General features: G+C 38.2%; 20 protein-coding genes. 10 read left to right on the top strand and 10 right to left on the bottom strand.

The features are described from left to right. Positions 1-15: 15 nt before the first annotated feature. From ACM0OR_RS20330 to ACM0OR_RS20315, 4 genes are all read left to right on the top strand, one after another. Positions 16-2967: a glycosyltransferase gene (locus ACM0OR_RS20330; protein WP_414578360.1), complete on the top strand. Its 2952-nt coding sequence runs from the start codon at positions 16-18 to the stop codon at positions 2965-2967. Between the two features lie 88 nt (positions 2968-3055). Continuing rightward, complete coding sequence (locus ACM0OR_RS20325; protein ID WP_414578358.1) at positions 3056-3868, top strand: class I SAM-dependent methyltransferase; 813 nt, start codon at positions 3056-3058, stop codon at positions 3866-3868. A gap of 20 nt (positions 3869-3888) precedes the next feature. Then, complete coding sequence (locus tag ACM0OR_RS20320; RefSeq protein ID WP_414578357.1) at positions 3889-5115, top strand: glycosyltransferase; 1227 nt, start codon at positions 3889-3891, stop codon at positions 5113-5115. Next, positions 5102-7477, top strand: coding sequence for a D-glucuronyl C5-epimerase family protein (locus ACM0OR_RS20315; protein ID WP_414578355.1), 2376 nt, complete (start codon positions 5102-5104; stop codon positions 7475-7477). Before ACM0OR_RS20320 ends, ACM0OR_RS20315 begins: the two co-directional genes overlap by 14 nt. 31 nt (positions 7478-7508) lie before the next feature. Here the strand turns inward: ACM0OR_RS20315 and asnB are convergent, their stop codons facing one another. From asnB to ACM0OR_RS20285, 6 genes are all read right to left on the bottom strand, one after another. After that, entirely contained in the window at positions 7509-9407 is a 1899-nt protein-coding gene (asnB, locus tag ACM0OR_RS20310; protein WP_414578353.1) for an asparagine synthase (glutamine-hydrolyzing), read from the bottom strand. A 43-nt stretch (positions 9408-9450) separates the two neighbouring features. Then, entirely contained in the window at positions 9451-10200 is a 750-nt protein-coding gene (locus ACM0OR_RS20305; RefSeq protein WP_414578351.1) for an ABC transporter permease, read from the bottom strand. A gap of 189 nt (positions 10201-10389) precedes the next feature. After that, positions 10390-11514 (bottom strand): DegT/DnrJ/EryC1/StrS family aminotransferase, encoded by a 1125-nt coding sequence (locus tag ACM0OR_RS20300; protein WP_414578349.1) that lies wholly within the window; start codon positions 11512-11514, stop codon positions 10390-10392. Then, entirely contained in the window at positions 11511-12092 is a 582-nt protein-coding gene (locus ACM0OR_RS20295; RefSeq protein WP_414578348.1) for an acyltransferase, read from the bottom strand. Before ACM0OR_RS20295 ends, ACM0OR_RS20300 begins: the two co-directional genes overlap by 4 nt. Then, positions 12085-13047: a Gfo/Idh/MocA family protein gene (locus tag ACM0OR_RS20290; RefSeq protein ID WP_414578347.1), complete on the bottom strand. Its 963-nt coding sequence runs from the start codon at positions 13045-13047 to the stop codon at positions 12085-12087. The genes ACM0OR_RS20295 and ACM0OR_RS20290 overlap by 8 nt, the downstream gene beginning before the upstream one ends. Before the next feature lie 9 nt (positions 13048-13056). After that, a complete protein-coding gene (locus ACM0OR_RS20285) occupies positions 13057-14385 on the bottom strand; it encodes a nucleotide sugar dehydrogenase (RefSeq protein WP_414578346.1) in 1329 nt (442 codons plus the stop codon). 212 nt (positions 14386-14597) lie between these two features. Between ACM0OR_RS20285 and ACM0OR_RS20280 the strand changes: the two genes are divergently transcribed. After that, the gene (locus tag ACM0OR_RS20280) at positions 14598-15710 is read left to right on the top strand and encodes a glucuronosyltransferase (RefSeq protein ID WP_414578345.1); all 1113 of its coding nucleotides are present in this window, start codon (positions 14598-14600) and stop codon (positions 15708-15710) included. Between the two features lie 34 nt (positions 15711-15744). Here the strand turns inward: ACM0OR_RS20280 and ACM0OR_RS20275 are convergent, their stop codons facing one another. Continuing rightward, positions 15745-16605 carry a Uma2 family endonuclease gene (locus tag ACM0OR_RS20275; RefSeq protein ID WP_414578344.1) on the bottom strand — a complete coding sequence of 287 codons (861 nt, stop codon included), beginning with the start codon at positions 16603-16605 and terminating at the stop codon, positions 15745-15747. Positions 16606-16642: 37 nt separating this feature from the next. Next, positions 16643-17413 carry a Uma2 family endonuclease gene (locus ACM0OR_RS20270; protein WP_414578342.1) on the bottom strand — a complete coding sequence of 257 codons (771 nt, stop codon included), beginning with the start codon at positions 17411-17413 and terminating at the stop codon, positions 16643-16645. Between the two features lie 141 nt (positions 17414-17554). Between ACM0OR_RS20270 and ACM0OR_RS20265 the strand changes: the two genes are divergently transcribed. From ACM0OR_RS20265 to ACM0OR_RS20250, 4 genes are all read left to right on the top strand, one after another. Beyond that, positions 17555-17746 carry a DUF2862 domain-containing protein gene (locus tag ACM0OR_RS20265; RefSeq protein ID WP_190706141.1) on the top strand — a complete coding sequence of 64 codons (192 nt, stop codon included), beginning with the start codon at positions 17555-17557 and terminating at the stop codon, positions 17744-17746. Between the two features lie 87 nt (positions 17747-17833). Continuing rightward, positions 17834-18934 (top strand): ArsA family ATPase, encoded by a 1101-nt coding sequence (locus ACM0OR_RS20260; protein WP_414578340.1) that lies wholly within the window; start codon positions 17834-17836, stop codon positions 18932-18934. A gap of 98 nt (positions 18935-19032) precedes the next feature. Beyond that, positions 19033-20031 carry a chlorophyll synthase ChlG gene (gene chlG, locus ACM0OR_RS20255; protein ID WP_414578338.1) on the top strand — a complete coding sequence of 333 codons (999 nt, stop codon included), beginning with the start codon at positions 19033-19035 and terminating at the stop codon, positions 20029-20031. Between the two features lie 397 nt (positions 20032-20428). After that, positions 20429-20716 carry a hypothetical protein gene (locus ACM0OR_RS20250; RefSeq protein WP_190706150.1) on the top strand — a complete coding sequence of 96 codons (288 nt, stop codon included), beginning with the start codon at positions 20429-20431 and terminating at the stop codon, positions 20714-20716. Positions 20717-20872: 156 nt separating this feature from the next. On the opposite strand, the gene ACM0OR_RS20245 is transcribed toward ACM0OR_RS20250, so the two are convergent. Then, positions 20873-21826 (bottom strand): MDR/zinc-dependent alcohol dehydrogenase-like family protein, encoded by a 954-nt coding sequence (locus tag ACM0OR_RS20245; RefSeq protein WP_414578336.1) that lies wholly within the window; start codon positions 21824-21826, stop codon positions 20873-20875. 190 nt (positions 21827-22016) lie between these two features. Then, on the bottom strand, positions 22017-22586 hold the full coding sequence (locus tag ACM0OR_RS20240) for a hypothetical protein (RefSeq protein ID WP_323267920.1): 570 nt from the start codon (positions 22584-22586) through the stop codon (positions 22017-22019). Between the two features lie 972 nt (positions 22587-23558). On the opposite strand from ACM0OR_RS20240, the gene ACM0OR_RS20235 reads away from it, so the two are divergent. Next, positions 23559-25490, top strand: coding sequence for an adenylate/guanylate cyclase domain-containing protein (locus ACM0OR_RS20235; RefSeq protein ID WP_414578334.1), 1932 nt, complete (start codon positions 23559-23561; stop codon positions 25488-25490). The last annotated feature ends 3 nt before the right edge of the window (positions 25491-25493 follow it).

The following is a 25493-nucleotide window of genomic DNA, read 5'->3' as shown; positions in this document are numbered from 1 at the left end:
TAGGTATTACTTTAAATGTTTGAAGAAGAATATTACAACCAATCCGAAATTTGGAATCAAAAACCAGAATATTATCAGGTTCAGTTGCTAGCAGATATTTTGAGTCTGATTCCAGAGAACACACGTAGCATTCTTGATGTTGGTTGTGGTAATGGACTGATCACAAATAATCTGCCTAGACACATTGATGTTGTTGGTTTCGACTCTAGTGAAGAAGCACTAAAAAATGTTAGACATCAGAAAAAAGTTGGTTCTATTACTAGCTTGCCATTTGCAGATAATTCATTTGATATGGTAATGGCTAATGATGTAATAGAGCATCTGAATGATGATATCTATCTACATGGGGTTTCAGAGCTATTTAGAGTAGCATCAAAGTATGTATTGATTTCTGTACCCCACGCAGAACAACTAGAAAAATCTCTAGCCAAATGTTCCAATTGTGGTTACGTATATCATATTAATCATCATCAACGTTCTTTTCGTGAACAAGAATTGATTAATTTGTGTTGCATAGATTGGAAAGTTAACGAAATAAGATATTCTGGTGATATTACCAGACCACCGTCTGATCCTATAGAGATGAGTACGTTACATGAACTTCAAGGGTATTTGAAACACAATAACTCTATTTGTCCTAATTGTGGAAGTTCAACAGTAGTTCATAATGATAGTGAAAAAACACAACAAATATTAGGAAATCTTCGCAGTAAAAGTTTTTTTAATAGAGAATCATTAATAAATAAACATATAAATCGTTCAGAGATTATATCTTTTTATACATACAAGGAAATTGACTTAATACAAGATTTTCATAAAAGTAATTTAAAGGAGAAATTATTTTCACCTCTGCTATTAGATTTAAATAATCATCTTCAAGAAGTAGAGAATGGATTTGTAGAAGGTTGCTTTTGGTCTAAATACTTAAATAAAAATAAGCACTCTGAGACATTTTTTGGTAAAGATAATATTAATCTGAATGTTACCTCTCTGCTGATTCAATTTCCTATTGTGAGTGAGGTTGGAGACAGAATTTTAGTCACAACAGAATCTCCCAAATGCCATATTCAACAAATTCGCATAACGGTGCATGATGATTTAAACAATATAGCTTTCCCGATAAATAATATTTCATATTTGGGTGATGGCAAGTATGAATTGATTGTAGATAAAACTTGGGAAGTTAATTCTTATGGCACTGCTGTTAGTATAGAGGTTGATGCAGAGATTGGGCTGCAATCCATACAATATTTATCTAAGAATTTCTCCAATATTGCAGATATGCCTTTTTTATTTTTGAATAAAGGCCATAACATTTTAGTGAATTCAGATTTAGATTATTACAGAACATGGGGGCTATTAGTTGATTCATCTGCATATTATCCAAAACCAGACTGGTTATGGTCAGAAAAATTGAATTCCTTCTATGATTTAAATTTTAGTAAAATAACACTGTTAGATTATAAAAAATCTGTAGAAAAAGTCCTGAAGCAAAAAGACAAAGATATCAATCATTTGTTGCAATTGCTTGAAGAAAATTCAAAAAAAAAAGAGTTGGAATCTGCTAGATTTATTCAAGAAATAAGTTATTTATCAGGTTTATTGGAAAAAAAAGAGCTAGAGCGATCGCAAGCTGAAGAAGCTTACGCTAAGGTATCCAGTTTCTTAGAAAAAAAAGAGCTAGAGCGATCGCAAGCTGAAGAAGCTTACGCTCTAGCATCAAAGTTTGCAACATTTTTCTTTAATAACGCCAAACGTCGTGTTAGCCGAATTTTGGTACTTTCTCATATGTTTCCCAATCCATCACAGCTTAACTCAGGATGCTTTGTAGCTGAACAAGTCAAAGCACTACGGGAAAATGAAGGCTTAGATGTACGAGTAGTTTCTTGCCAACCATTCTGGTGTAATACGAAAAATCCTCTTAAACTTAAGAGGGCAATTGATAAATATAAAGAATTAGCTTGTTTATCCCAATGGAGTTTATACGAAGGAATACCAACTTTATTTATTCCTTATCTTGTTGGTAAACCCTATTTTCCTTTTCATGTTCATAGTTTTAATTATAGATACTCAATAGCTCAATTAGCTAACCGGATACACCATGATTTTAACTTTGATTTAGTTCATGCACATACAGGGTATCTTGACGGTTTTTCTGGTACGTATTTATCTAATCGCTATAAAGTTCCTTTAATAATTACTGAACATACAGGACCATTCAGCTTTCTCACAAGAAAACAGATAGTACGTCAGATAACTATCAAATCTTTAGTATCAGCGAAGCAAATTATTTGCGTTAGTTCTGCGATGGCTAGCGAAGTACAAAAATATATCCCTCCAACTTGTCATAATAAACTAATTTGTATTCCCAATGGTGTAGACACTACGAAATTTTACCCAAAGCAAGCTTCTGAACAACTTAATAGTAATGATAAACTTCGATTGCTTAGTGTAATTTCTCTTGATGACAATAAGAATCCTTTCGGGCTAATCGAAGCCGTCCAAATATTGCTTAAACGCCAAATGAAATTAGATTTAACTATTGTAGGAGGAGGGGAACTTATCGAGAAACTTAAGCAATGGACTATGGAGCATGAGTTACTAGAATATATTCATATCATTGGGTGGCAAACCCGCGATGAAGTAGCTAGACTCATGCGTGAACATTGTGATATTTTTGTATTGCCTAGTCATTCAGAGACTTTTGGCGTTGTCGTAATTGAGGCAATGGCTAGCGGTAAACCTGTCGTTAGTACACGTTGTGGTGGTCCTGAAGAAATAATCAGACACTCATATCTTGGTGAACTGTGTGAAAAAGATAATCCTATCTCTCTAGCAAATGCTATTGCTAAAGTTGCTAAGAATCTTGAAAATTATCCAAAGCAAAAAATTAGAAATTTTGTGCTGGATAACTATGGTTTTAAGTTAATTGCACAAAAATTGACGGAACTATACCAATGTTTATAGTCAAGCAAGGTTTCTGATTTTTTTGCTCTAAAGTTTAATAAACAAATCTGTGAGAAAATAAAAAATAAAGTACCTTATCTCTTTTATTATGAACTCATTTTTTAAAAAAATTCGTACCTACTCCAAAAATCAGTTGATACAGGCAGTACCTACTGATGCTGAAGAACTGATTAAATCAATACCTGCTTCGGCAAAAGAGACAGAGAGATGGGACAAAGAATGGATTGTGTATTTTAACACTGAAAATCCCCGACCATTTTTGGTTGATTATCAAGTTATTAAACAAAACCATTCAGTCATTAACAATATCAAAAATTTGTCTCAAAAAGAAGTCCTTGAAGCTCAATTTTTTGAAGAACTAGCACCATTAAGTATTTGGGTACTTGGAAGTGACTTAGCAAATAAATATGTACTTGAAATAGGTTGTGGTCCCGGTTTTTTAGGAAAGCAACTAGGATTAGTTGCTAAACAGTATGTGGGAATTGATTACTCTCAGTTAGCCCTTTCAATAGCTAGATTAGTATCTCCTGATAATTGCAATTATATTCATATGCAAGATTGGGAAAAAATACTTGGTTATGCAAACAGCATTGACACAATGGTAGGGCGATTTTTCTTTATCCATCAAAATTTTGATAATGCTTTATGGTTACTGAAAATTGCAAATATGCTACTTAAGCCGGGAGGGGTAGTTAGTGCAGACTTTTATCAGGCGAATCCAGATATCCCTCAAGGTGTGGTTTTTCCTGCTAAATCTCCATTATCTAAAAATTATCCTAGTTGTGGGTTTGAATACACGGAATCAGAAATTCAAGAATTAGCTTCAAAAACTGGTTTTAAAATAGCTAGTATACACCCATTGCCTTCGATGCAACGCCTTTTTGTTCGTTTTGAGAAATAAATAGATAGTAGTTTTAAAATATGAAGATTGTTATGCTTACGCCTGATTCATACATGATAGACAGGCGTATAATTTTAGAAGCGCAGACATTAATACAGGCAGGCCATAAAGTTATTCTATTAGCTGGGTTTGAAACTCCTCAAGAAGAACATTTTGAACAAGATAGTATTCAAATTCATCGATATTGCTATGATTGGGATGATGAAAGGTTAAAGAAGATTCGGGCAAAACTTCCTGCTAATGAACGTCTGCTTGGATTAGCGAATAAAATATATATGTTTTTAGCAAAGAGGTTTTTTGAAATCTCACCTTTTGACCGATTTATTATTGCTAAGGCTTTAGAGTTTGATGCTGATGTTTATCATATTCATGATTTACCTTGTCTGAAAGCAGGTTGGTATGCAGCGAAGGCACGTAATGTTCCATTAATATATGATGCTCATGAATTATATTACGCTCAATCCGTTTTGCCGCGCAAATTGCAAAAACAATATTTCGCACTAGAAAAGAAATATATCAAATATCCTCAAGTGGTTATTACTGTAAATTCATTTATAGCTGACTTAATGGCTAAACGCTATCAAATAAAAAAGCCGCAAGTCATTATGAATTGTACTGAAAAACCGAAAAATTTTTCACTAGAACAAGCAAGACAAAAATTACAAGAGAAAGGAAATATTCCTACTAATTATAAAATTATCCTTTACCAAGGATGGATATCGGCAGAAAGAAATATTGAAACTATTGTCGAAGGTGTTAAATGGTTTCCAAAAGATACTTGTTTAGCTATCATTGGTTATGGCAATTATGAAAGTACATTAAGAGAAATTGCAAAACAACAAGGTGTAGCAGACAAGGTGTTCTTTTTAGGACAAGTCCCCAGCGATGAGATGTTAAACTATTCTGCTGGTGCTGATGTTGGTGTAATTCCTTATCAAGCAATAGATGATAATCACCTATATTGTTCACCCAACAAATTCTTTGAATATGTTCTTGCTGGTGTTCCCATAATTGCGGAAGATTTACCTTTTTTCCGCTTAATGAACGAAAAGTATGGTATGGTGGAAACGACAAATATGGGTTCACCAGAAGCATTGGGCAAATTAATTTCTGATTTAATTAATGATACTTCACGATTATATAGTTTAAGAGAAAACTGTTACCATGCTAGTCAAGAATTAAATTGGGTGAAGGAAAGTGAAAAATTATTAACAATATATAATCAAGTTATAAATGAAAAAACGTAAAATAAAAAACAACCAAAAACTTTTTTTAGGAATTTTTATTGTTGCATTGATAAGCTGTCTGTTGTTTGCTTTGCCTCAAAAAAATCAATTGGGATTACAAAGTTTTTATGGCTCTTCTAATTTTTATGATAACATCTGGGAAAGTAATAAGCGGAAATTATTCAAAAACAATAATTTAAACGAAAATACTGATTTAATTAAAGTTGATTCGCTTGTAGAACCCTACATGGGTTGGAAAACTGAAGGTAAACCAGCACCCAATCCAACTAAAGTCGCAGCCAATGGATTGTATGCGATTTTAAATAAAAATATTATTGTTGCTAAAGCCCATGCACAGTGGCTTCAAGAGCATTCAGTTAATAATGATCAAGCTCTATTTTTTCCTTTCCAGTTTGATTTTGAACCTTATTATCCATTTGTTGTTAAAGCTCCATGGAACTCATGCCTAACTCAAGGCCTCGCACTTGGACTATTTACATATTTATATCAAGAAACCAGACAAAGAGAATATTTAGATACAGCCAATCAAATTTATAATTCTTATCTTGTTCCTATTGAAAAAGGTGGTTTTACTCTCTTTGAAAAAGAGGGTCTTTTTTTTGAAGAATATCCTACAAAAACACCAACAAGAGTTCTCAATGGCGCGGCTGTTGCTATGTTGGCACTGAATGACTACGCTTTAATTACAAATAATTATCAAGCTAGTCAAATGTTTAAAAGTAGTATTAAAAGGTTAGAAGCAATTATCCCTGAATACGAAACAAAAGATCCAACAACTGGAATAATCTCTAGTTTTTATAGTTTGGGTATACCTAGAAGTGAAATTCTTGGTAGATTTGTTGGGGAGGGAAATTTTTTACTTGATAAAATTAAATTAATAGGAACTAAAAATAAACAGGAAACAGTTATATCTACAGTTGATGTTGGCTCAAATCAAGATGCTAGTGTTGCAGAAAACTTTTATGTTTACATAGATCAAAAATTTATGAACTGGGGAGAATTGCAGCAAAAGCAAAACTATTATTTTCGTGAAGTCAATAGCAATCAGGGTGCTTACAATCATTCACCTTTTAAATTTGTTTTTAATTCCGAAACTAATTTTGATAATTATGCCATCGAAATTACTTATAAACCAATTGATAAGTATATAGATAGGCAGATAAGTTTACAATTATTTGATCAAATAGAATATTGGAAGCTTGGTAAAATTACGCACCAAGATAACAAGATTGCATCCAATATCTGGAAAACAGAAAGGTTTAATATTTCTAGTCAGTTTATTCAATCATGGTCTAGTAATAAAAATGATAAACCGCTCATTGATGATAAATATCTTGATGATAACCAAATATTAGTGAAGCTTCTTGGGACTTTAAGTGATTCTAAAATTTTACTCAATTATGCTGAGAGATGGCAAGAATCAAATCTGCTAGTACCTGCTCAATTTTTTAATAATTTCCCCCCTCCAATTCTGATTAACCAGAAAAAAGAACCAGTATTAGCCACTATTAATGGAGGACAAGAATCTAGATTTACGGAATATCCTAGCGTTATAAAAATTGGTGAAGAATATTTAATGTTTTACTCAGCTTATGGTGAAGATGAAAAATGGAGGATTTTCTTATCTAGCAGTAATGATGGTAATAATTTTGTAAGACGAGGGCTTGTGTTTGATGACCAAGAATTACCTCAAGATTGCCAAGGAAATAGGGCTTTTCCTTTTGTGGTTAAAAATCCTAAAAATGATACATACTTTATGTATTTTTCTTGTGCTAGTAAACCCAAACAACCTTATGATAAAATAATTTTAGCTTCATCTTTGGATGGATTTTCTTGGGAATATAAAGGTGTAATAGTTAAAGAAGGTGGTTTAGATCCATTTGTTGTTATACAAAACGATCAATATAGAATGTTTTATTCTATTGTAGAAAATGGTTATGTTAAAATTAAAGAGCTAATTTCCAGGGATGGTGTTAGATTCACAAATAATCAAATAGTTTTACAAAGTTCTGATATTCGTAGTTTTTATACTATCGGTGGTTTATTGTTTGATGCAAAACTTTGTTTATTTTTAGAAAGCAATGTTATTCCATCACAAAGGCATGAAACTGTGTTATATTGCGAACAAGGAAAAAATTCTTTTCACCCCACCACAAACAACCCAATAATAATTGATAAAGATTGGGAAAATAATTGGGATAATATCAAATATGGTTTTGATCTTTTTCAAGATGGGAATAAAGTATTTGTTTATTATAATGGTATCAGTAAGTTGAATGCAGAATCTGATGCCCATATAGGCAAAGCAGAACTAGATATATATAAACTAAAAGATTATAGTAGTAAATTAAAGTTAGATTAAGAAAAAACTTATATTAATATGGGATTGAGTTTTAGATATCGACAAACTTCTGAATTTTACCAAAAAACTCTTTTTGCCATAATTCTAAACATAATAAACCCCAAATTTTACGGCCAAATTCCCACTCATTCTCTAAACCTTTTAATACCTTTTTGTTATCAACAAAATCACGATTTAATGCTTGTTGAGATGAAAAAATATCAAATATAAAATCCTTAATGTCATCCTTCATCCATTGTACCAAAGGTACAGGAAACCCCATTTTATCCTGACGATTTGAAATAACAGATGGCAAACAAAAACTCATCGAATCTTTTAAAACTCGTTTCATTGTCCCATTAGTGAACTTAATATTGGCGGGAATAGTGGCTGCTAATTCAATTAAAGGATGATCTAAAAATGGGACTCTTGATTCTAAACCATGAGCCATACTTACCCTATCCTCAATCTGCAATAAAGCAGGCAATAAAGTTTTAAAATCAAAATGTGTCATACTATCAAAATAACATTGCTGACCCACATTTTCCGCTAAGAATATTTCCTGAAATGTCTCAAAAGGATTGTATCCGCGCAAAGCTTCCCAATTAATTTCATCGCCCAAAGATGGCGCACGATCAACTAACCGATAATATCTTCGGTCTAAACTTTCAAATAAGCCTTCTTGCCAAAACTGCTTCAGCATGGGTTTATAGTTTTTTAAAGCAGTTAAATTAGGAATGATAGATTCATAAGTAACAATAAACTTTCCTGAGTTCATTGTGCCATCAATAGCACCTTTAATACATTGCTCAAAATATGCTACTAAATAACGAGTATAACCCCCAAAAATTTCATCTGCACCCTGTCCACCTAAAACAACTTTACGATGGTTACTAGCCATCTTAGACACCATATATTGAGGAAATGAACCAGGCCCTGCTACAGGATAATCTAAATGATAAATAACTTTATGAATATTCTCGATAAAATCTGTAGCTGTAATATCTAGTTCATGTAACTCAAAGCCACTCTGTGCTGCTAATGCTCTGGCATATTTACTCTCATCATAGTGTTCACTCAAAGAAAATTTACCTGTAAATCCGATAAACTTGTCGTTAGTTTTTTTCTGGGAAAGAGAAGCGACTATACTTGAATCCAAACCTCCACTAACATAAGCCCCAACTGGTACATCACTACGCAGATGTAGTTCAACAGATTCTGATAAAAGAGATGCTATTTTTTCTTCAAAATATTTAGCTGTATGGTCAAAATCTATATTGTAATAAACTTCCCAATAACGCTGAACATTAACAATACCATTACTTACTCGCAGGGTATGTCCTGGTAGAACTTCGTTTATGCTTTTAAATAAAGTTTTACCTGCTAAACAAAATTGAAAGGTTAAATAGTCTTTAAAGCCTTCTACATCTATTTCAATATTTTTCAAGAAAGGTAACAAAGCTTTAGCTTCTGAGGCGAAGTACAATACTTTGTCAACCACAGTGTAGTATAAAGGCTTAATACCAAAACGATCTCTAGCACAAAATAAAACTTGATTTGATTCGTCCCAAATTGCAAAAGCAAACATTCCTCGCAGGTGGTTAACACAATCATTTCCCCACTTACGATAAGCGTGTAAAATTACTTCAGTATCTGAATTAGTAATAAAGTTTTTGATTCCTAATTCCTGCCTTAATTCCAGATAATTATAAATCTCTCCATTATAAGTAATCCAATTACCTGCGCGATCGCTCATTGGTTGACTACCAGTGTTTAAGTCTATAATACTCAAACGACGATGAGCAAAGCCAATATGTTGTGAGGGATGTTGCCAAACTCCTTCTCCATCTGGACCTCTATGGCTCTGTAATTCATTCATTAACGATAATCTGCGATTGAGATTAGGAATATGCTCTGATTCAAGATTAATAATACCTGCTATGCCACACATGAAAAAACCTTTTTATTTAAAATAAATTCTGCTAAATCAGTAACTAAACATGATCACTAAATACCTTTTTCATCCGGCTAAAAAACCAAAAACCTCCAATAAATAAAAATATTGACATACTAATTAAAGGGACTATAATTCTGGCTGGGGGCAGATGATTAAGCATCAATACTGATTGATATGAGATGATTATATAGTACAGAGGATTAATAGCTAAGAATGGACGCATTGCCTCTGGAACCATTGCTTCTGTATAGGCAATGGGACTTAGCATCATTAAGATTAATGTCAGGACAGCAACAAGATTTTGGATATCCCTGATATACACATTTAAACTTGAGAGAATCCAGATTAATCCCATAGAAAATGCCAGTTGGCAAATCCACACTAATATAAATAGTGGCGACAATATAGAAAGCTTACCAATTAGTAATAGTGCTACCAAAAGTAAGCCCATCCCAACTACTTGAGTTGCTTGACCAACTAAAACTGCTTTGACAGGAACTAACTCGATAGGAAATAAAGTATTTTTAATAAGATTAGAGCTAGCAACTACAGAAGGTACACCATAGCTTAACCCTTCGGAAAAGCCCAAAAATGGAATTAATCCACAAAAAATCAGTGCTACATATTCATTAGATCCCAGTGTAGGAAAGCGAACTTTGAAAATATATAAATAAACGATCGCATAAGTTCCTAAAAATAGTAGAGGATAAATAAATAGCCATAGCAATCCTAAGACTGAACCTGCATGGCGCGTTTTAATTTCATTAATAGTAGTTTGATACAGCATCGAACGATGCCGCCATAAAGTAGAAAGTGGAGGAGTAATAATTTCCGAGTAAAAAACCCGAAAAGAGTTAAGGAAGCTTTTTAGAAACCGGATATGAAACAGCTTATTAATCATTGTTGGCAAAAATTATAGATTAAAAGTACGAAAAGTTAATATTCTTCCGTACTTCTGTCACCTTATTTGGGGTTACTAAAAATTATCAGCTTCTACAGTGAAGGCTTTTTTGATAGTTGCTGTAACTCTCTCAATACTTAAAGAGTTGAGTTCTGGCCAAATTGGTAAACTTAACACTTGAGTAGCTAATAAATCGCTGACCAGATTTGCTGGATATTGCCCTTTGTAAACTGGTAGCTGGTCTTGGGGTACTGGGTAATAAATCATAGTGCTAATACCTTGGGCAGCTAAATATTTTTGCACTTGGTCACGTTTCCCATCTAAAATCCTAATAGTATACTGGTGAAATACATGACCGTCTGCTAGTTCTGGTGTCACCACATTGGGAACATCTGCTAATAGCTGGTTATAAGCTTTAGCTACAGCCCGTCTCCCTTCATTCCATTGATCAATGTAAGGTAATTTTACACGCAAAATTGCTGCTTGCAATGTATCTAGGCGGGAATTATAACCTAAAACTTCATTATGATACTTCTTTTTTGCCCCATGTACCCGCAACATTCGGGCTATTTCTGCAACTTGGTCATCATCAGTAACGACTAAGCCACCATCACCAAAAGCCCCCAAGTTTTTCGAGGGAAAGAAAGAATATGCTCCCACATTACCAATAGTGCCTGTATGTTTACCAGTACCGTAACGCGCACCAAAAGATTGGGCGCAGTCTTCAATGACTTTTAAATTATGTGCCTGGGCAATATCTAGAATCGCTGCCATCGCTGCTGGATTACCATACAGATGGACTGGCATGATCGCTTTAGTCTGGGGCGTAATTTTTTCTACTATCGCGGTGGGGTCAATATTAAAAGTCTTGGGGTCAATATCAACAAATTTTGGTTTTGCGCCCACGTTGCTAATTGATTCGGCTGTAGCAAAAAAGCTAAAGGGGGTAGTAATCACCTCGTCCCCTGCACCAATACCCAAAGCTCTTAGACCAATGACTAAAGCATCAGTACCAGAGTTAACAGCGATCGCATGGCGTACCTTGAGATAAGCAGCGACCTCTTGTTCAAAGAGCTTGACATCTGGCCCCATAATAAATTGACCAGACTCCAAAACACGATCTATCGCCTCTTGAATCTCTGTTTTGAGTGCATTGTATTGGGGTTTGAGGTCAAGGACAGGGATATTATTTTGGCTCATGAGACCCTTTTTACTTCTGTTTCTGAGATTTTTTGATATTTAGTGCCTGTGGAATCAACAGCATACCCATCAGCATCAAACTTTAGCACATCACCGTAAGCACTCATCCAACCAATAATTTGGGCTGGTACGCCTGCGACCATTGCATAAGCTGGGACATCTTTTGTCACCACTGCACCAGCAGCTACAAACGCACATTCATGCAAGGTGATACCACAAACAATCGTTGCATTTGCGCCAATACTACTGCCGCGCTTGACCAAAGTCTTCAAATAATCATTGCTGGTATTACGGGGGAACTCACAACGGGGTGTTTTGACGTTGGTAAATACCATGCTGGGGCCACAAAAAACGTAGTCTTCCAAAATCACCCCCTCATATAAGGAGACGTTATTTTGAATTTTGCAGTTATCGCCGATAACTACGTTATTAGCCACCAAAATATTTTGTCCGAAGGAACAATTTCTGCCAATCTTAGCTTTGCCTAAGATGTGACAAAAGTGCCAAATTTTAGTACCTTCGCCAACTTCCGCCCCTTCATCCACATAACTGGATTCATGCACAAAATAGTTAGCCATCTAAAGACTTTTGCGCCTCCTCTAAAATTTCTACTACTGCTACACCATTCCACCCATCAGAACGGGGTTTTTGACGAGTATTCACACATTCTAAGAAGTGTTGACACTCTATTTTCAAGGGTTCTGAGGCTGCTACTGCTACAATTTCGTTGCCGTGGTCTTGATGGTTTAAGCTGGTGTCGATGTATTTATGGTGGATTGTTACCGTTTGTTGGACTTCATCGTAAACCAGCATTTGCTTTTGGGCAATGACTACTGTACTACGCTGGATTAACGGCCAATACCAAGAACAATTGATCTGGGCTGATTGACCACTCTGGAAGCGGAGGTCTGCCTGGACGTAATCTGCAATGTTTGGTTGTAAGATAGCTTTGCCGTGGGCTTGGACTTGCTGTAGTTTAGGGTTGCCCAAGAGGTCTAGCACAACTGAAACATCATGAGGTGCAAATGACCACCAGACGTTTTCTTCTGTGCGTACTTTGCCTAACTTTAACCTTTGGGTGGCGACGTGTAGCACTTGGCCAGCTTCACCACTAGCTAGATAATCCCGCATCCAGGCGATCGCCGGTTGATATAACAACAGATGACCTACCATCAGAATCCGCCCTTGCTGGTCTGCATATTCAGCCAGCGATCGCGCCTCATCAGTGCGGAGAGTCATCGGTTTTTCCACAAACACATCCTTATCTGCTGCCAAGGCTGCCATTGCTAATTCATAATGACTAGGTGCAGGCGTTGCCAATACTATAGCTGCTACATCAGTTTTGAGAGCTGATTGAAAATCTTCATAGGTGGCAATATCTGGGTATGTTGTGGCGATCGCTTCCCGCAATCCCGGATGAGCTTCAGCAACACCTGCCAATGCCCCTAAACTGTGGAAATTACGCACTAGGTTTTTGCCCCAGTTCCCCGCCCCGACGACAATTACTTGTTTTTCTATCAAATCCTTTACCACTTACCCATACTACAACAAAGTTACTTTATCGTGGTTGCAATCGAGATGGCGTGTCACCCCTCTTGTATCTAGAACTGATTTAGCTTTGGCTACCAAATTGACGTAATCAATTTGACTATGATCCGTGGCAATAATGACTAAATCAGCCGATGTAATTGTCTCATCTATTAGTGGCAAACTAGAGAAAGTTTTGCCTGCTACTTCAATTTCTGGTACGTAGGGGTCATGATAAGTAACCGTCATTTTATCTTCTAATAGATAGTTAATTACCATAATTGCAGGTGATTCTCGCCAGTCCCCAAGGTCTTTTTTATAGGCTGTACCAATGACTAATACCTGAGATTTGGCTGGAGCTAAACCCAACTCATTTAAAGCTCTCCTGGCTTTTTCTCTGACAAATATGGGCATAGAACGATTTATTTCTCCAGCCAAAGCGATGAAGTGGGTGTTGAAATTGACTTCTTTGGCTTTCCATTCTAGGTAATGGGGGTCGATAGGGATACAATGACCACCTACCCCTGGGCCTGGATAAAAAGGCATAATCCCAAAAGGTTTAGTATTGGCTGCATCTAAAACTTCCCAGACATTTAAACCAATGCGATCGCACAATAAAGCTAATTCATTCACCAAAGCAATATTCACTGCCCTAAATGTATTTTCAAATACCTTCACTAGTTCTGCTGCTTTGGCACTATTTACGGGTACTACGTGGTCAATTGTTTGCTGATAGAATAACATTGCCACTTCCAACGAAGCTGGATCAGATGCACCCACTACCTTGTTAGTATTTTTTGTGGTGTAGCGTTTATTACCTGGATCTACCCGTTCTGGAGAATGGGCGAGAAAGAAATCTTTACCCTGCTTGAGACCGCTAATCTGTTCCAATACAGGACGCATTACCTCATCTGTAGTTCCTGGATAGGTGGTAGACTCCAAGGTCACTAACTGTCCTGGGCGTAACTGTTGGGCGATCGCATAGGTAACACTTTCTATGTAACTCAGATTTGGGGTTAAATTCTTAGTCAACGGCGTGGGGACACAAATTACAATCACGTCCATATCCGTGACTCGCTCAAAACCCAAAACAGCTTTGAGTTTGCCACTACTAACAACTTCTTTTAAATCTTCATCTTTAATATCTGTGATGTAATTATCAGCCATGTTTACTCGATCAGCTCTTTGGGGATTTTGCTCAATGCCCAAAACCTGATAACCAACTTTGGCTTTTTCCACGGCAAATGGTAGACCTACATATCCTAGACCGACAACACCAATAATAGCTGTATGCGCCTTGATTTTTTCTTGTAAATCAACCAGAATTTGAGGTTTGTCAATCATAGTTGTCTAATAGCTTGTTATAGAAAAAAATAATGTTTTTATCTTTTGGGATAACCACGTTTTTACCATTACGCAAGATTAATGGCTAATATATGGCTTGGTCGAAGTTGTGAAATAAATTATGACATCAATATCAAATTCACAGGAAGATGTAGTTAACTGTAATAGTTTATCAGTCTTGGGACACTAGCTATATATATGTGTATAAAGGTATGAAGTGTGTAGTTTTAATTACAGGCCACTATTGGCACTCTCAACGGAAAGCCGGGTTTCACTGGTTAGCTGATGCCTTTTGGCGAAAAGGTTGGGAAGTTGTTTTTCTGACAGCTCCTATCAGTTGGCTTTCGGTGATCCGCAGAGATTACCGTCTAGCTTATCCTGTAATACAAGAGGCTAATAAACTCCTACCAGTGCAACCAAAACTATGGAGCTATGTTTGGTTTACACTTTGGCATCCAGCTAATTTACGCTGGAATTTCCTGAATTATCTCAGTCGTGGGTTGTTCCAGCTTTATAGCAAATTGCCATTAGGAATAGTGGAAGCTGAAATTCGTCGTGCTGACGTGCTTATTTTTGAAAGCACACCCGCTTTACTCTTATTTCAAAGATGTAAAAATCTGAATCCCAAAGCTCAGTTTATCTATAGAGTTTCGGATGATTTAAGGTTATTACGCAATCACCCAGTTGTTTTAGAAACAGAAAAGCAGATTGTTGCTCAATTTGATTTAGTTAGTGTCCCTAGTCGAAACATCTATCAATTGTTTGCCGGATTATCTAACTTAAAATTAGACCTACATGGGATTCGTAAAGACCTTTTTCAAAACAATTATCCTAATCCTTATCCATCTAAAGATGCGGCAGATACGCCAAATCTCATCTTTGTAGGTAACTCACATTTTGATTATGACTTTCTAGAACAAGCCAGCCAGCTATTTCCAAATTGGCGATTTCACATCATCGGTCCAATTGCCAACTTACCTCAAAAGCCCAACATCATTACCTACGGAGAGTTACCTTTTTTAGAGACGATTCCTTATATCAAATATGCAGATATTGCTCTGCAAATTCGTGCATACAGTCCAGGTATCGAATCTTTAACTGATAGTCTAAAAGTAATTCAATATACTTACTGCCAATTGCCTATAATTGCTCCAAGGTATTTATCATCTTCTCGTCCTCATGTTTTTTACTATCAGCTAGGTGATGCTAGCAGTATTCAGCAAGCTTTAATTGCAGCACAGAATTATGATCGATCTCAAATTGCAACTAATGACATTTATTCTTGGGACGAATTAGTGTCAAAGTGGGTACAAATTTTGCAATAAATCAGCTATCAAGGTTGAGAAAAGATTCGTTAAGCTAACTGATCAAGTCTGGATCAATTCCTTGAGAGCGCAAATACTCTGCCAGTCTATCAGCCCGTTGGCGTTCCTGTTCAGCACGTTGGTGTTCTTGTTCAGCCCGTTGATGTTCTTTTTCAGCCCGTTGGCGTTCTTTTTCAGCCCGTTGGCGTTCCTGTTCAGTCCGTTGGCGTTCTTGTTCAGCCCGTTGACGTTCCTGTTCTACTTTCTCATTGAATGTTGGCAGCCAACCTGCTGTATTATACCAACGCAACCATAAACCACTTGTTTGCTGATAAATACCCTGCCAAAGACCTAAACCTAGTTCTAACTCTTCCAACCAAAATCGCTTTTCTACTAAAGGTATAGCCTCATAACGAGTACCATTGAGTCGAAACGCCCGCAAATTATTTTCGTAGCGGTCATAGACAACGTAGTAGGGAACGCGCAAAATCCGTTCATAAACTTCCCACTTGGTTGGAGGTTTATTTACTTCTCGTAGTGTTTGCCCTAAATCTTCCTGTTCTGTACCTGGGGAGAGTAATTCAACTACTAAAAATGGAGCAACCCCCTCTTGCCAAATAACGTAACTTAAACGTAAGTCTTGCTGTTGATTAGCATTTGGTACTCCCAAAACCATGTACCAATCAGGACGCTTGTACCACAAAGTATGGCGGGGGTCATAGTAAAGGTTTAAGTCGCTAGCAAGTAGAATTTCCTCCGATGAATAGTTAGGAGGTTGACAAGTCTCAGTGAGCAAATCTGCCTGTATACAATGAAATTCGTCTGGCAAGCCTGATTCCCCTACTAATTCACTGGGTAAATCATACATCGTTGGCATAGTTTCTTGTGGCGGACGAGGTGGATTAGTTTGATACATGATTGCTACCTCAACGATATTAAATGCCAGTTTTACCTTAACTCAAACTATCTGGGTCAACGCCTAGAGAACGCAAATATTCTACCAAACGATGCGATCGCTCCTGTTCTTGTTGCAATCTTAATTCAGTACCCGATACCTGTTGTTGTGCTTCAGATAATTGTTGCTGTACCTCAGATAACTGTTGTTGTGTTTCAGATGCTTGCTGTTGTATTGCTATAGCAACTTCTTCTGGTGTTGGTACTAAATCGCCGTCAGCAGTAAAGTAACGAAGTTTACTATTTTCTACACCCAAATACAGACCAAGTACCTCACTCCAACGCCAGCCACGCTCATCAGCTAGGATTTCTTGATATCTATTGCCTATCAACTCAAAACCAGCAAATTCTAAATTTTCCGGCGAAAACCAAAAATATTCCGGTGTGTGAAATCGATTTTCATAGAGGCTTTTCTTCAAATTCCGGTCAATATCAGCCGTACTCTCAGATAGTAATTCAATAATCAAATCTGGATAACGCCCATCTTCTTCCCAAACTACCCAGGAATTGCGGGGACGTTTTTCGGTGTCCTTGACTAAAAAGAAATCTGGTCCACGGAAATCTCGATTTCGCAACTGCTGACGGCTAAAGTATATTGTCAGATTTGCACCGATGAAATAGTCATTTTGATCGCGCCACAGCCATTCTAAACAAGTGACTAATAGCAATAGCTGCATATAATGCAACGAAGTTTCCATTTCTGGCTCATCACTTAATAACCGAGTTGCATCGGGCATTTGTTGTTCTAGCTGTTGCGCTGTGACAAACATGGTTTTATACCTGATTGCGTATTGATTTAATTTTAAGCTAGTATCTGTCTCCAGTACCCAGTCCCCAGTCCCCAAATCCTATAACCGATGAGTACCAGATTCAGCTAAACTGATTGTTGGTTTATTGCGTTTTATGTCGGCATGGAAATCGGACAAAAAGTTAAGGTATTTCGTTTGCGCGATCGCGTTTCTGCTCCCATTGCTCAGAAACTAGGTAAAGTTGGTATTATCGAAGGCTACAAAGTCACTGATGGTCAGGGCATTGGTGTAGTGGTGAAGTTTGACGATAATAGTTCCACTTGGTTTTTTGATGATGAAATCAAGCCAGTGTAATCATAGCCACTCCAGGTAGAAGCTAAGGTTATTTGTCTAGTGCTAAGTTGGAGTTGAAAAGACCGGCGGTTATTGGAAATCAAGATAATGTCCCAGATATTGACATTTTTGGGCGAAAGCAGCATTGCTCGTACCAAAATAGCGATCGCTGCTGCTAAGTCATTGGCGAGTCAAGGTAAACGGGTACTTTTAGCAGGATTGGCAGAACCAGTATTATCAATCCTGTTAGATCAACCCTTGACACCTGACCCCCAAGAAATTGCACCCAATCTAGAAGTAGTACAGTTTCAAGCATCTGTACTACTAGAACGCAATTGGGATGAAGTGAAAAAACTTGAGGCGCAATACCTCAGAACACCTATCATCAAAGATGTCTACGGTCAAGAACTGGTAGTATTACCAGGCATGGACAATGCCCTTGCCCTCAATGCTATCCGTGAATATGATTCCAGTGGTAAGTATGATGCCATTATCTACAACGGCACAGGTGACTCATCTACCTTGCGGATGTTGGGTTTACCAGAGTCTTTAAGTTGGTATATCCGCCGATTTCGGCAGTTAGTAGTCAACTCTGACTTAGGTAAGAGTATTGCAGAATCACCGTTGGTTCAACCGCTAATTAGCAGCTTTTTTAACTTCAACTGGACAGCAGATAACTTTGCTCACCCTACCAATCAAGTTAATAATTTCCTAGATAAGGGAAAAGCAGCTCTAGCTGACCCCCAGCGCGTAGCCGCTTTTTTAGTGACTACAGGAGATCCCTTAGAAGTAGCAAGCGGCCGTTATTTGTGGGGAAGCTCGCAACAAGTCGGTTTAACAATTGGTGGTGTCATCCAAATTTCTGCCCAGGGAAACACCGACTTATCAGAAGAATTCGCACCCTTGAAGGTAAGTGTTGTTCCTGACTTGACAAATGGTAATTGGCAACCATTAATAGATGCTCTACCTAATTTTGTTGAGCAAGCAGTACAAGCCCCCAACCCAATTACAATCGATGTCCACAACCTCCAAGTACGCTTGTTTTTGCCTGGATTTGATAAAAAACAGGTCAAACTCACCCAATATGGGCCAGAAGTCACTGTAGAAGCAGGCGACCAAAGGCGGAATATCTTCCTACCACCGGCACTGAGTGGCAGACCAATCACTGGGGCTAAGTTTCAAAATAATTATTTGATCATTTCTTTTTAGGATTGGGAACTGGGGCATAGGGTATAGGGCATATAGAAATTATCAATGCCCCATTCTCAATTCCCAATTCCCAATTCCCAAATTCATAATTAATTCTTATGTCAGAACTCACTCCCATTACTCCCGATTCTAATTCTGAAGCAAGCGATCGCACTGCTAAAACCCGGCAGTTACTGGGGATGAAAGGTGCAGCACCAGGGGAAACCTCGATTTGGAAAATTCGCCTGCAATTGATGAAGCCGATTACCTGGATTCCCTTAATTTGGGGTGTAGTCTGTGGTGCGGCTTCTTCTGGTAACTACACTTGGACTTTAGAAAATGTCTTAAAAGCAGCAGCTTGTATGTTGCTGTCTGGGCCTTTACTGACGGGTTATACTCAGACCCTAAATGATTTTTACGATCGCGAAATTGATGCCATCAATGAACCATATCGCCCCATCCCTTCGGGCGCAATTTCCGTACCCCAGGTAGTTAGCCAGATTATCTTCTTATTTATTGCTGGCATTTCCCTGTCCTTTGTACTGGATTTATGGGCAGGGCATGAATTTCCCAATGTCACAGTTTTAGCGATATTTGGTTCTTTTATTGCCTTTATCTACTCTGCACCACCTCTGAAGCTGAAACAAAACGGCTGGTTGGGTAACTACGCCTTGGGTGCTAGCTACATCGCCTTACCTTGGTGGGCTGGTCATGCTTTATTTGGTGAACTCAACTGGAAAATCATCGTTATTACCTTGATTTACAGCTGGGCAGGATTAGGAATTGCCATCGTCAACGATTTTAAGAGTGTAGAAGGCGATCGCCAACTCGGTCTACAATCGTTACCTGTAATGTTCGGTATCGATAAGGCCGCCTGGATTTGTGTGGTGATGATTGATGTCTTTCAAGGCTTGATAGCTGCTTATCTGGTAAGTATCCACGAAAATTTGTATGCAGCGATTTTGGTACTGTTAATCATTCCTCAAATCACCTTCCAGGATATGTACTTTCTGCGCGACCCCTTAAAGAATGATGTGAAATACCAAGCCAGCGCACAACCATTCTTGGTTTTAGGAATGCTGGTAGCTGGTTTAGCATTAGGTCACGCTGGGATTTAAAGGTGATAGGTGACAGGTGATAGGTGACAGGTGACAAGTGACAGGTGATAGGTGACAGGTGACAAGTGACAGGTGACAGGTGATAGGTGACAGGAAAGAAGCACAGGGGCAGAGGAGATTTTACACCCAGGACTTACGCAAAAAGTCTCTCAAACCCTTATTTATCCATGTTCTCTGCGTCTCTGTGGTATGCGCTACGCGCACGCTACGCGTTAGCGGAGCTTTCGCTTTAGCGATACGTTATTCCGTAAATTGTGCGTAAGTCCTAACACCAATGCCAAATACCCAATGTCCCATTCCCCAGTCCCCATGAATTTATACTTCTGTAGCGAGAAGTTAAGTTGAAGGAGTTAGGAGTTAATATACTTCTAGCTCTTCATTTTTATCAGAAATTGCCGTGCTGGAATTGATAGTTTTACTAATCAGAGGCATCCAACCATTTTTAGTACCCATTTGCTTTGTTGTTGCTTGGATGCTCATTTCTCTTGTTGTTTGGAGTCTATGGACAGCTGCACGAGACAGTATCACCACAGCCAAACAAATGCACCAAATACCCTGTACAGGTTGTCAATTTTTCACCGATGACTACCGCCTCAAATGCACTGTCCACCCATCTATAGCCAATACAGAAGAGGCGATTCATTGTTGTGATTTTCAACCGAAGACAAATCCTTATTTGTACTAGGGAACAGGTGACAGGGGACAGGGGACAGGTGAAAAGAAAGCAGGGGGAGCAGGGGGAGCAGGGGGAGCAGGGGAAGTAGGGGGAGAAAAATACAATGCCCAATAATGCCTACTCACTACTCACTACTCCCTACTCAGCACTCAGCACTCAGCACTCTTAACTAATTTCCAACAATACCTTTAAAACCCCTCGGCGTTGGGCTTGTGCAAAAGCCTCTAGTGCTTCGTTGAGGGGGTAGCTGGCATGAATTAGCGGTTTTACGTCTACTTTCTCTGCTGCTAATAAATCCAATGCTGCTGGAAAAGGGCCACAACGAGAACCGATAAGAGTGATTTCATCTACTACTAAAGCAGAAGCATCGAAGCTGAGGTTGCCTGCATAGGTACTTTTGAGTATAAGAGTACCACGAGGACGTAGGGCGCGACGAGCGATCGCAAATCCTTCTGGATTACCAGTACATTCTACGGAAATATCAAAAGTTCTATCTTTTACAACATCAACGAAACCAGTTTTTATTCCCCGCGCCTCTAAATTAGCGAGTTTGTCTTGGTGACGACCGACCACTAATAGTTGACAACCAGTTAAAGCCAATGTTTGCGCTACTAACTGCCCTAGTTTGCCATCTCCCACTACTAGAACGCGGTCATCTGCACATATCGTCACCTGCTGCTGAATTTCTAGTGCAGCTGCTAAAGGTTCGGTAAAAGTGGCAGTGTCTGTTGATACATTTTCGGGTACGGGATGAAGATTTTCTATTGGTAAACAAAGATAGTCAGCAAATGCGCCGTGACGATTGACGATACCCAATACTGTACGGTTTTCGCAGTGGGTTGGTTGTCCCCGACGACAGAAACGGCAATGACCACAAACAGCATTAATTTCACCGACTACGCGCTGATTGACAAGATGTTTTGGCCCTTGTTCTACCAAACCGACAAATTCGTGTCCTAAAACGCCTGTATAGGGGTAGTAACCTCTCAGTAATTCTAAATCAGTATTGCAAATTCCTGCGCGTAAAACACGCACAAGGGCTTCCCCTGCTGGTGGTTCAGGAATCGGAATATCTGTACGCAGTTGTAATTGGTTATTTTCCAGCCAGAGTCCTTTCATGATCTTTTTCTAGTCAAATACTCACAGGCATTTTAACCGCAATGCAAGTAGCTGGACATAGGGAGGTTTAGACCAAAGGCTAGATAAGAGACATTTTCATCTCTGTAGTTGTTTAAATATTTTTCTAGAAGGAAAATGCTGATTACCCAGTCAGCTATAACTATTTCTGACAAAAAGAACTAAAAGCACTTCAATTTTCCACCTCAGATGGACTGGGGAATTTGACCTCAACCTTACTTAACCAAATTATTAGGTCATTGGAATGAACTGCAATCTCACTACCTAAGGTTTTGATATATAAAAGCCCATCGCTAATAATTAAGTCTCTGATGGGATACCATGAATTACGTGTACGGATCAGCAAATCCAAAGGAATCCCTAACTGTAAACTATTTTTGCGATATTTCCACCAAGCCCGCCACAGATTCACTGATTTTGTACAGTGCATATGATATCCTTGGGGCAAAGGACAGTATTTATACTGGTAGCAATGGCGTTCATCTATTTCCCCTGTGAGGATATAGTTGTAATCTGCCAAGGCCTCGTTCATTAATTCCCAGTAAGATGAAGTTGATTTAATTGAGAATTCCAGTGTTTTCTGCGTAATTTCGGCAGTAGCAATCACACCTTCAGCTTTGGCTATGACTTGGTTACTTTTATAGGCGGTCTGTGCCTGTAAAGAAGCGTTGGCTAACAAAACTTCTTTCTTTTGGATAGATTGATCAACAAACTCTTTTAATAAATCTAAGTTAGATAACATGGCTGTTCTATATTCAATGCACCATTTTTACTTAAGCTATAGCTCATTGTCAGTAAGCAATTACCGTAATATCACCATTACTAAATCATCACTGTAATTCTGATTATACCCAAACCCTATTTTAAATTTGTAAATATACGGTGAACTATTTTGATTCTTCAAATTTGTCCATTACGGGTAGTAAAGTTTTCATGAACAACTCTTCTATACATTGATTTGAAATATTCCATGAACTATTGATAATTGATTAGATAAAAAAATAAAGCTTTTATATTGACTTAGTATAAATACTGGAAATATTTACATTGCAGTAACAATCAAGCAGATAATAGAGCGATTCCTATCATCATCATCATCTACTCAAAAAGTTCAAATATGTTTTGAAAAAGGTAGTGGGTGTCAGCATTAATTAAGTTACTATTGACAGTCAAAAATACACAGTCAATAACTAGTGATGTCATTAGTTATTGACACCATCTAATTACATATACGTGGTAAAGCTATAACATCCTGAAAAAATACCCAAGTCATCTGTAAAATTTTTGGCGTTAGGCGACTTGAGTTAATGAGGAGTGGATGGTATTGAGGAAGACAGAGGTTATAACCGTATTTCCTGGTTCCAATCCTCAAAATCTTCTTTCCTTTCTGGGAAACTTTCTGTCATCTAGTTAGATTCAAGTATTTTCTCTTATTTCAAGCCTCTAAAGGAAGAAATAACCAGGGCGGCCGCATCATGTCAACAAGCAACATCTATTGAGAATATACTTAAAAACAATGTCATTAGTCCTTGCTTATTGCGAAAATATTTGGCGATTACTTGGGGCTTAAAAAATAATCAAACGCGAAATCCTCATTTTTTCATTGGTTTTTAACCTTCGTTGTGATCAAGAGTAATTTAGATGCGTTTGCCCTGAAGAAATAACTATCAGCCTATACTATGCTCTCTAGGGGCAGGAAAAAATCATCACGAATATGCAGCTACTCCTCTTTAATCGGTTGACCATCAAATCCAAGCTTATTATCATCATCCTTTTTGCCAGTATTAGCTCGATTTTGATCATCGCCTATCTAGGGTTGCAGATGGGCAAGCGATCGCTAACTCAGTCTGTTTCTAACCAACTTACAAGTGTTCGCGCTGCTAAGTCCGACGAAATCAAAACTTACTTGCAAACTCTACGCAACCACCTGAAAACCCTGTGTGAAGACCGGATGGTTATTGCCGCGATGGTAGATTTGCATCAAGGATTTCAGGAATTGAATCAGAAATCAATTCCGCCACAGTGGGAGCAATCTTTGCAAAATTATTATGAAAAGGAATTCTTTCCCAGGATTTCTGACAATGTTTCTGGAGAACTCCGTTTTAGCAACTACAGTCCTGTCAGCCAAGCTGCTAAATATCTCCAGCATTACTACGTTGCTGGTAATGTCTATCCTGTGGAACAAAAAGCTCAACTTTTAGATGCTGGTGATGGTAGTGCATACAGTCGTTTCCATGCTCAATATCAACCTTTATTTCAAAATCTAGTCCAGAGCATGGGCTACAGCAATTTATTACTAATCGATCATAATACAGGCGATATTATCTACTCAATCCGTAAAGAACCAGACTACGGCACTAACCTCAATACTGGCCCCTACCGCACCAGTCACCTAGCCAAGTTAGTAGCAACTGTGCGTCAAAGTTTCGATCCTAGAACAACTCAAATTACGGATTTTGAAGCTTATCGACCAGTGTATGGTTCTCAAGTGGCATTTATCGCTGGCCCCATTTATGACGGTTCTAAGCTGGTGGGAATTTTAGCGGTGCAACTATCTGTGGCGGAAATTAACCGTATCATGACCAGTAACCAAAACTGGATGAATGAGGGTTTGGGAAAGTCTGGAGAAGCTTATTTAGTCAGTTCAGATTATCGGATGCGATTGCGCTCAAGATTTGCACTCGCAGATAAACAAAACAAAATCCAGACTCTAGAAACAGAAGGCGCACGAAAAGCCTTGGCAGGTGAAACTGGTACAGGCATTTTCAAAGATTATCGTGGGATCTCGGCACTCACTGCTTATGCTCCTTTGAAGATTGGCGATCTGAATTGGGCAATATTGGCACAGATGGACACAGCCGAAGTCTTGACTCCCATCAACAATCTACAGTTGTGGCTGTTGAGTACCAGCACAATTTTAATTGTCATGTTCACATTTTTGAGCATCATTGTTTCTCATTTTGTGAATCGCCCCATCGCAGCCATCAAAGAGGGAATTCAACAACTGCAAGCTGGAAATTACGACACCACAGTTGATATTAATGCTGATGATGAATTTGGGGAGTTAGGACGGGCATTTAATGCAATGGTGATTAGTTTGGGCGAAAAATTAGCAGAAATAGAGCAAAAAAATCGAGAAAACGAAGCTCTCATGCTCAATATTGTGCCTTTCACCATTGCCCAGCGTCTTAAGCAAGGTGAATTGCTAATTGCTGACCATGTAAAACAAGTCACCATTTTATATGCCCGTGTGGTTGGGATTGCCGAACTTAGTCAACGACTTCCACCAGCAGAAGTCGCCCAGTTGTTGACTCACTTATTCCATGAATTTGATGAGGCGGCAGAACGCTTTGGGCTGGAGCGTAAAAGCACTATTGATACTGACTACATGGCTGTCTGCGGACTGACGATACCCAGACTAGATCATGTTAAACGCACCGTTGATTTTGGGGTAGAAATGTTAAATATCCTGCATCGGATGGAGTTGAGAAAAGATTTAGTTTTAGGGTTGAGAACTGGTATTCATACTGGTTCGGTAACGGCTGGAATCATAGGTACTAAGAATTTTGGTTACAACATTTGGGGAGAATCGGTTTACCTAAACTCCGAGAGAATGCTCCCGCCACACCGGAACGGTTGGCGGTGAGAT

The sequence above is a fragment of the Anabaena sp. CCY 9402-a genome (genome assembly GCF_963920945.1).
Lineage (GTDB): Bacteria > Cyanobacteriota > Cyanobacteriia > Cyanobacteriales > Nostocaceae > Trichormus > Trichormus minutissimus.
Note: the sequence above shows the minus strand (reverse complement) of the source record. Positions and strands in the feature narration are given on the sequence as shown.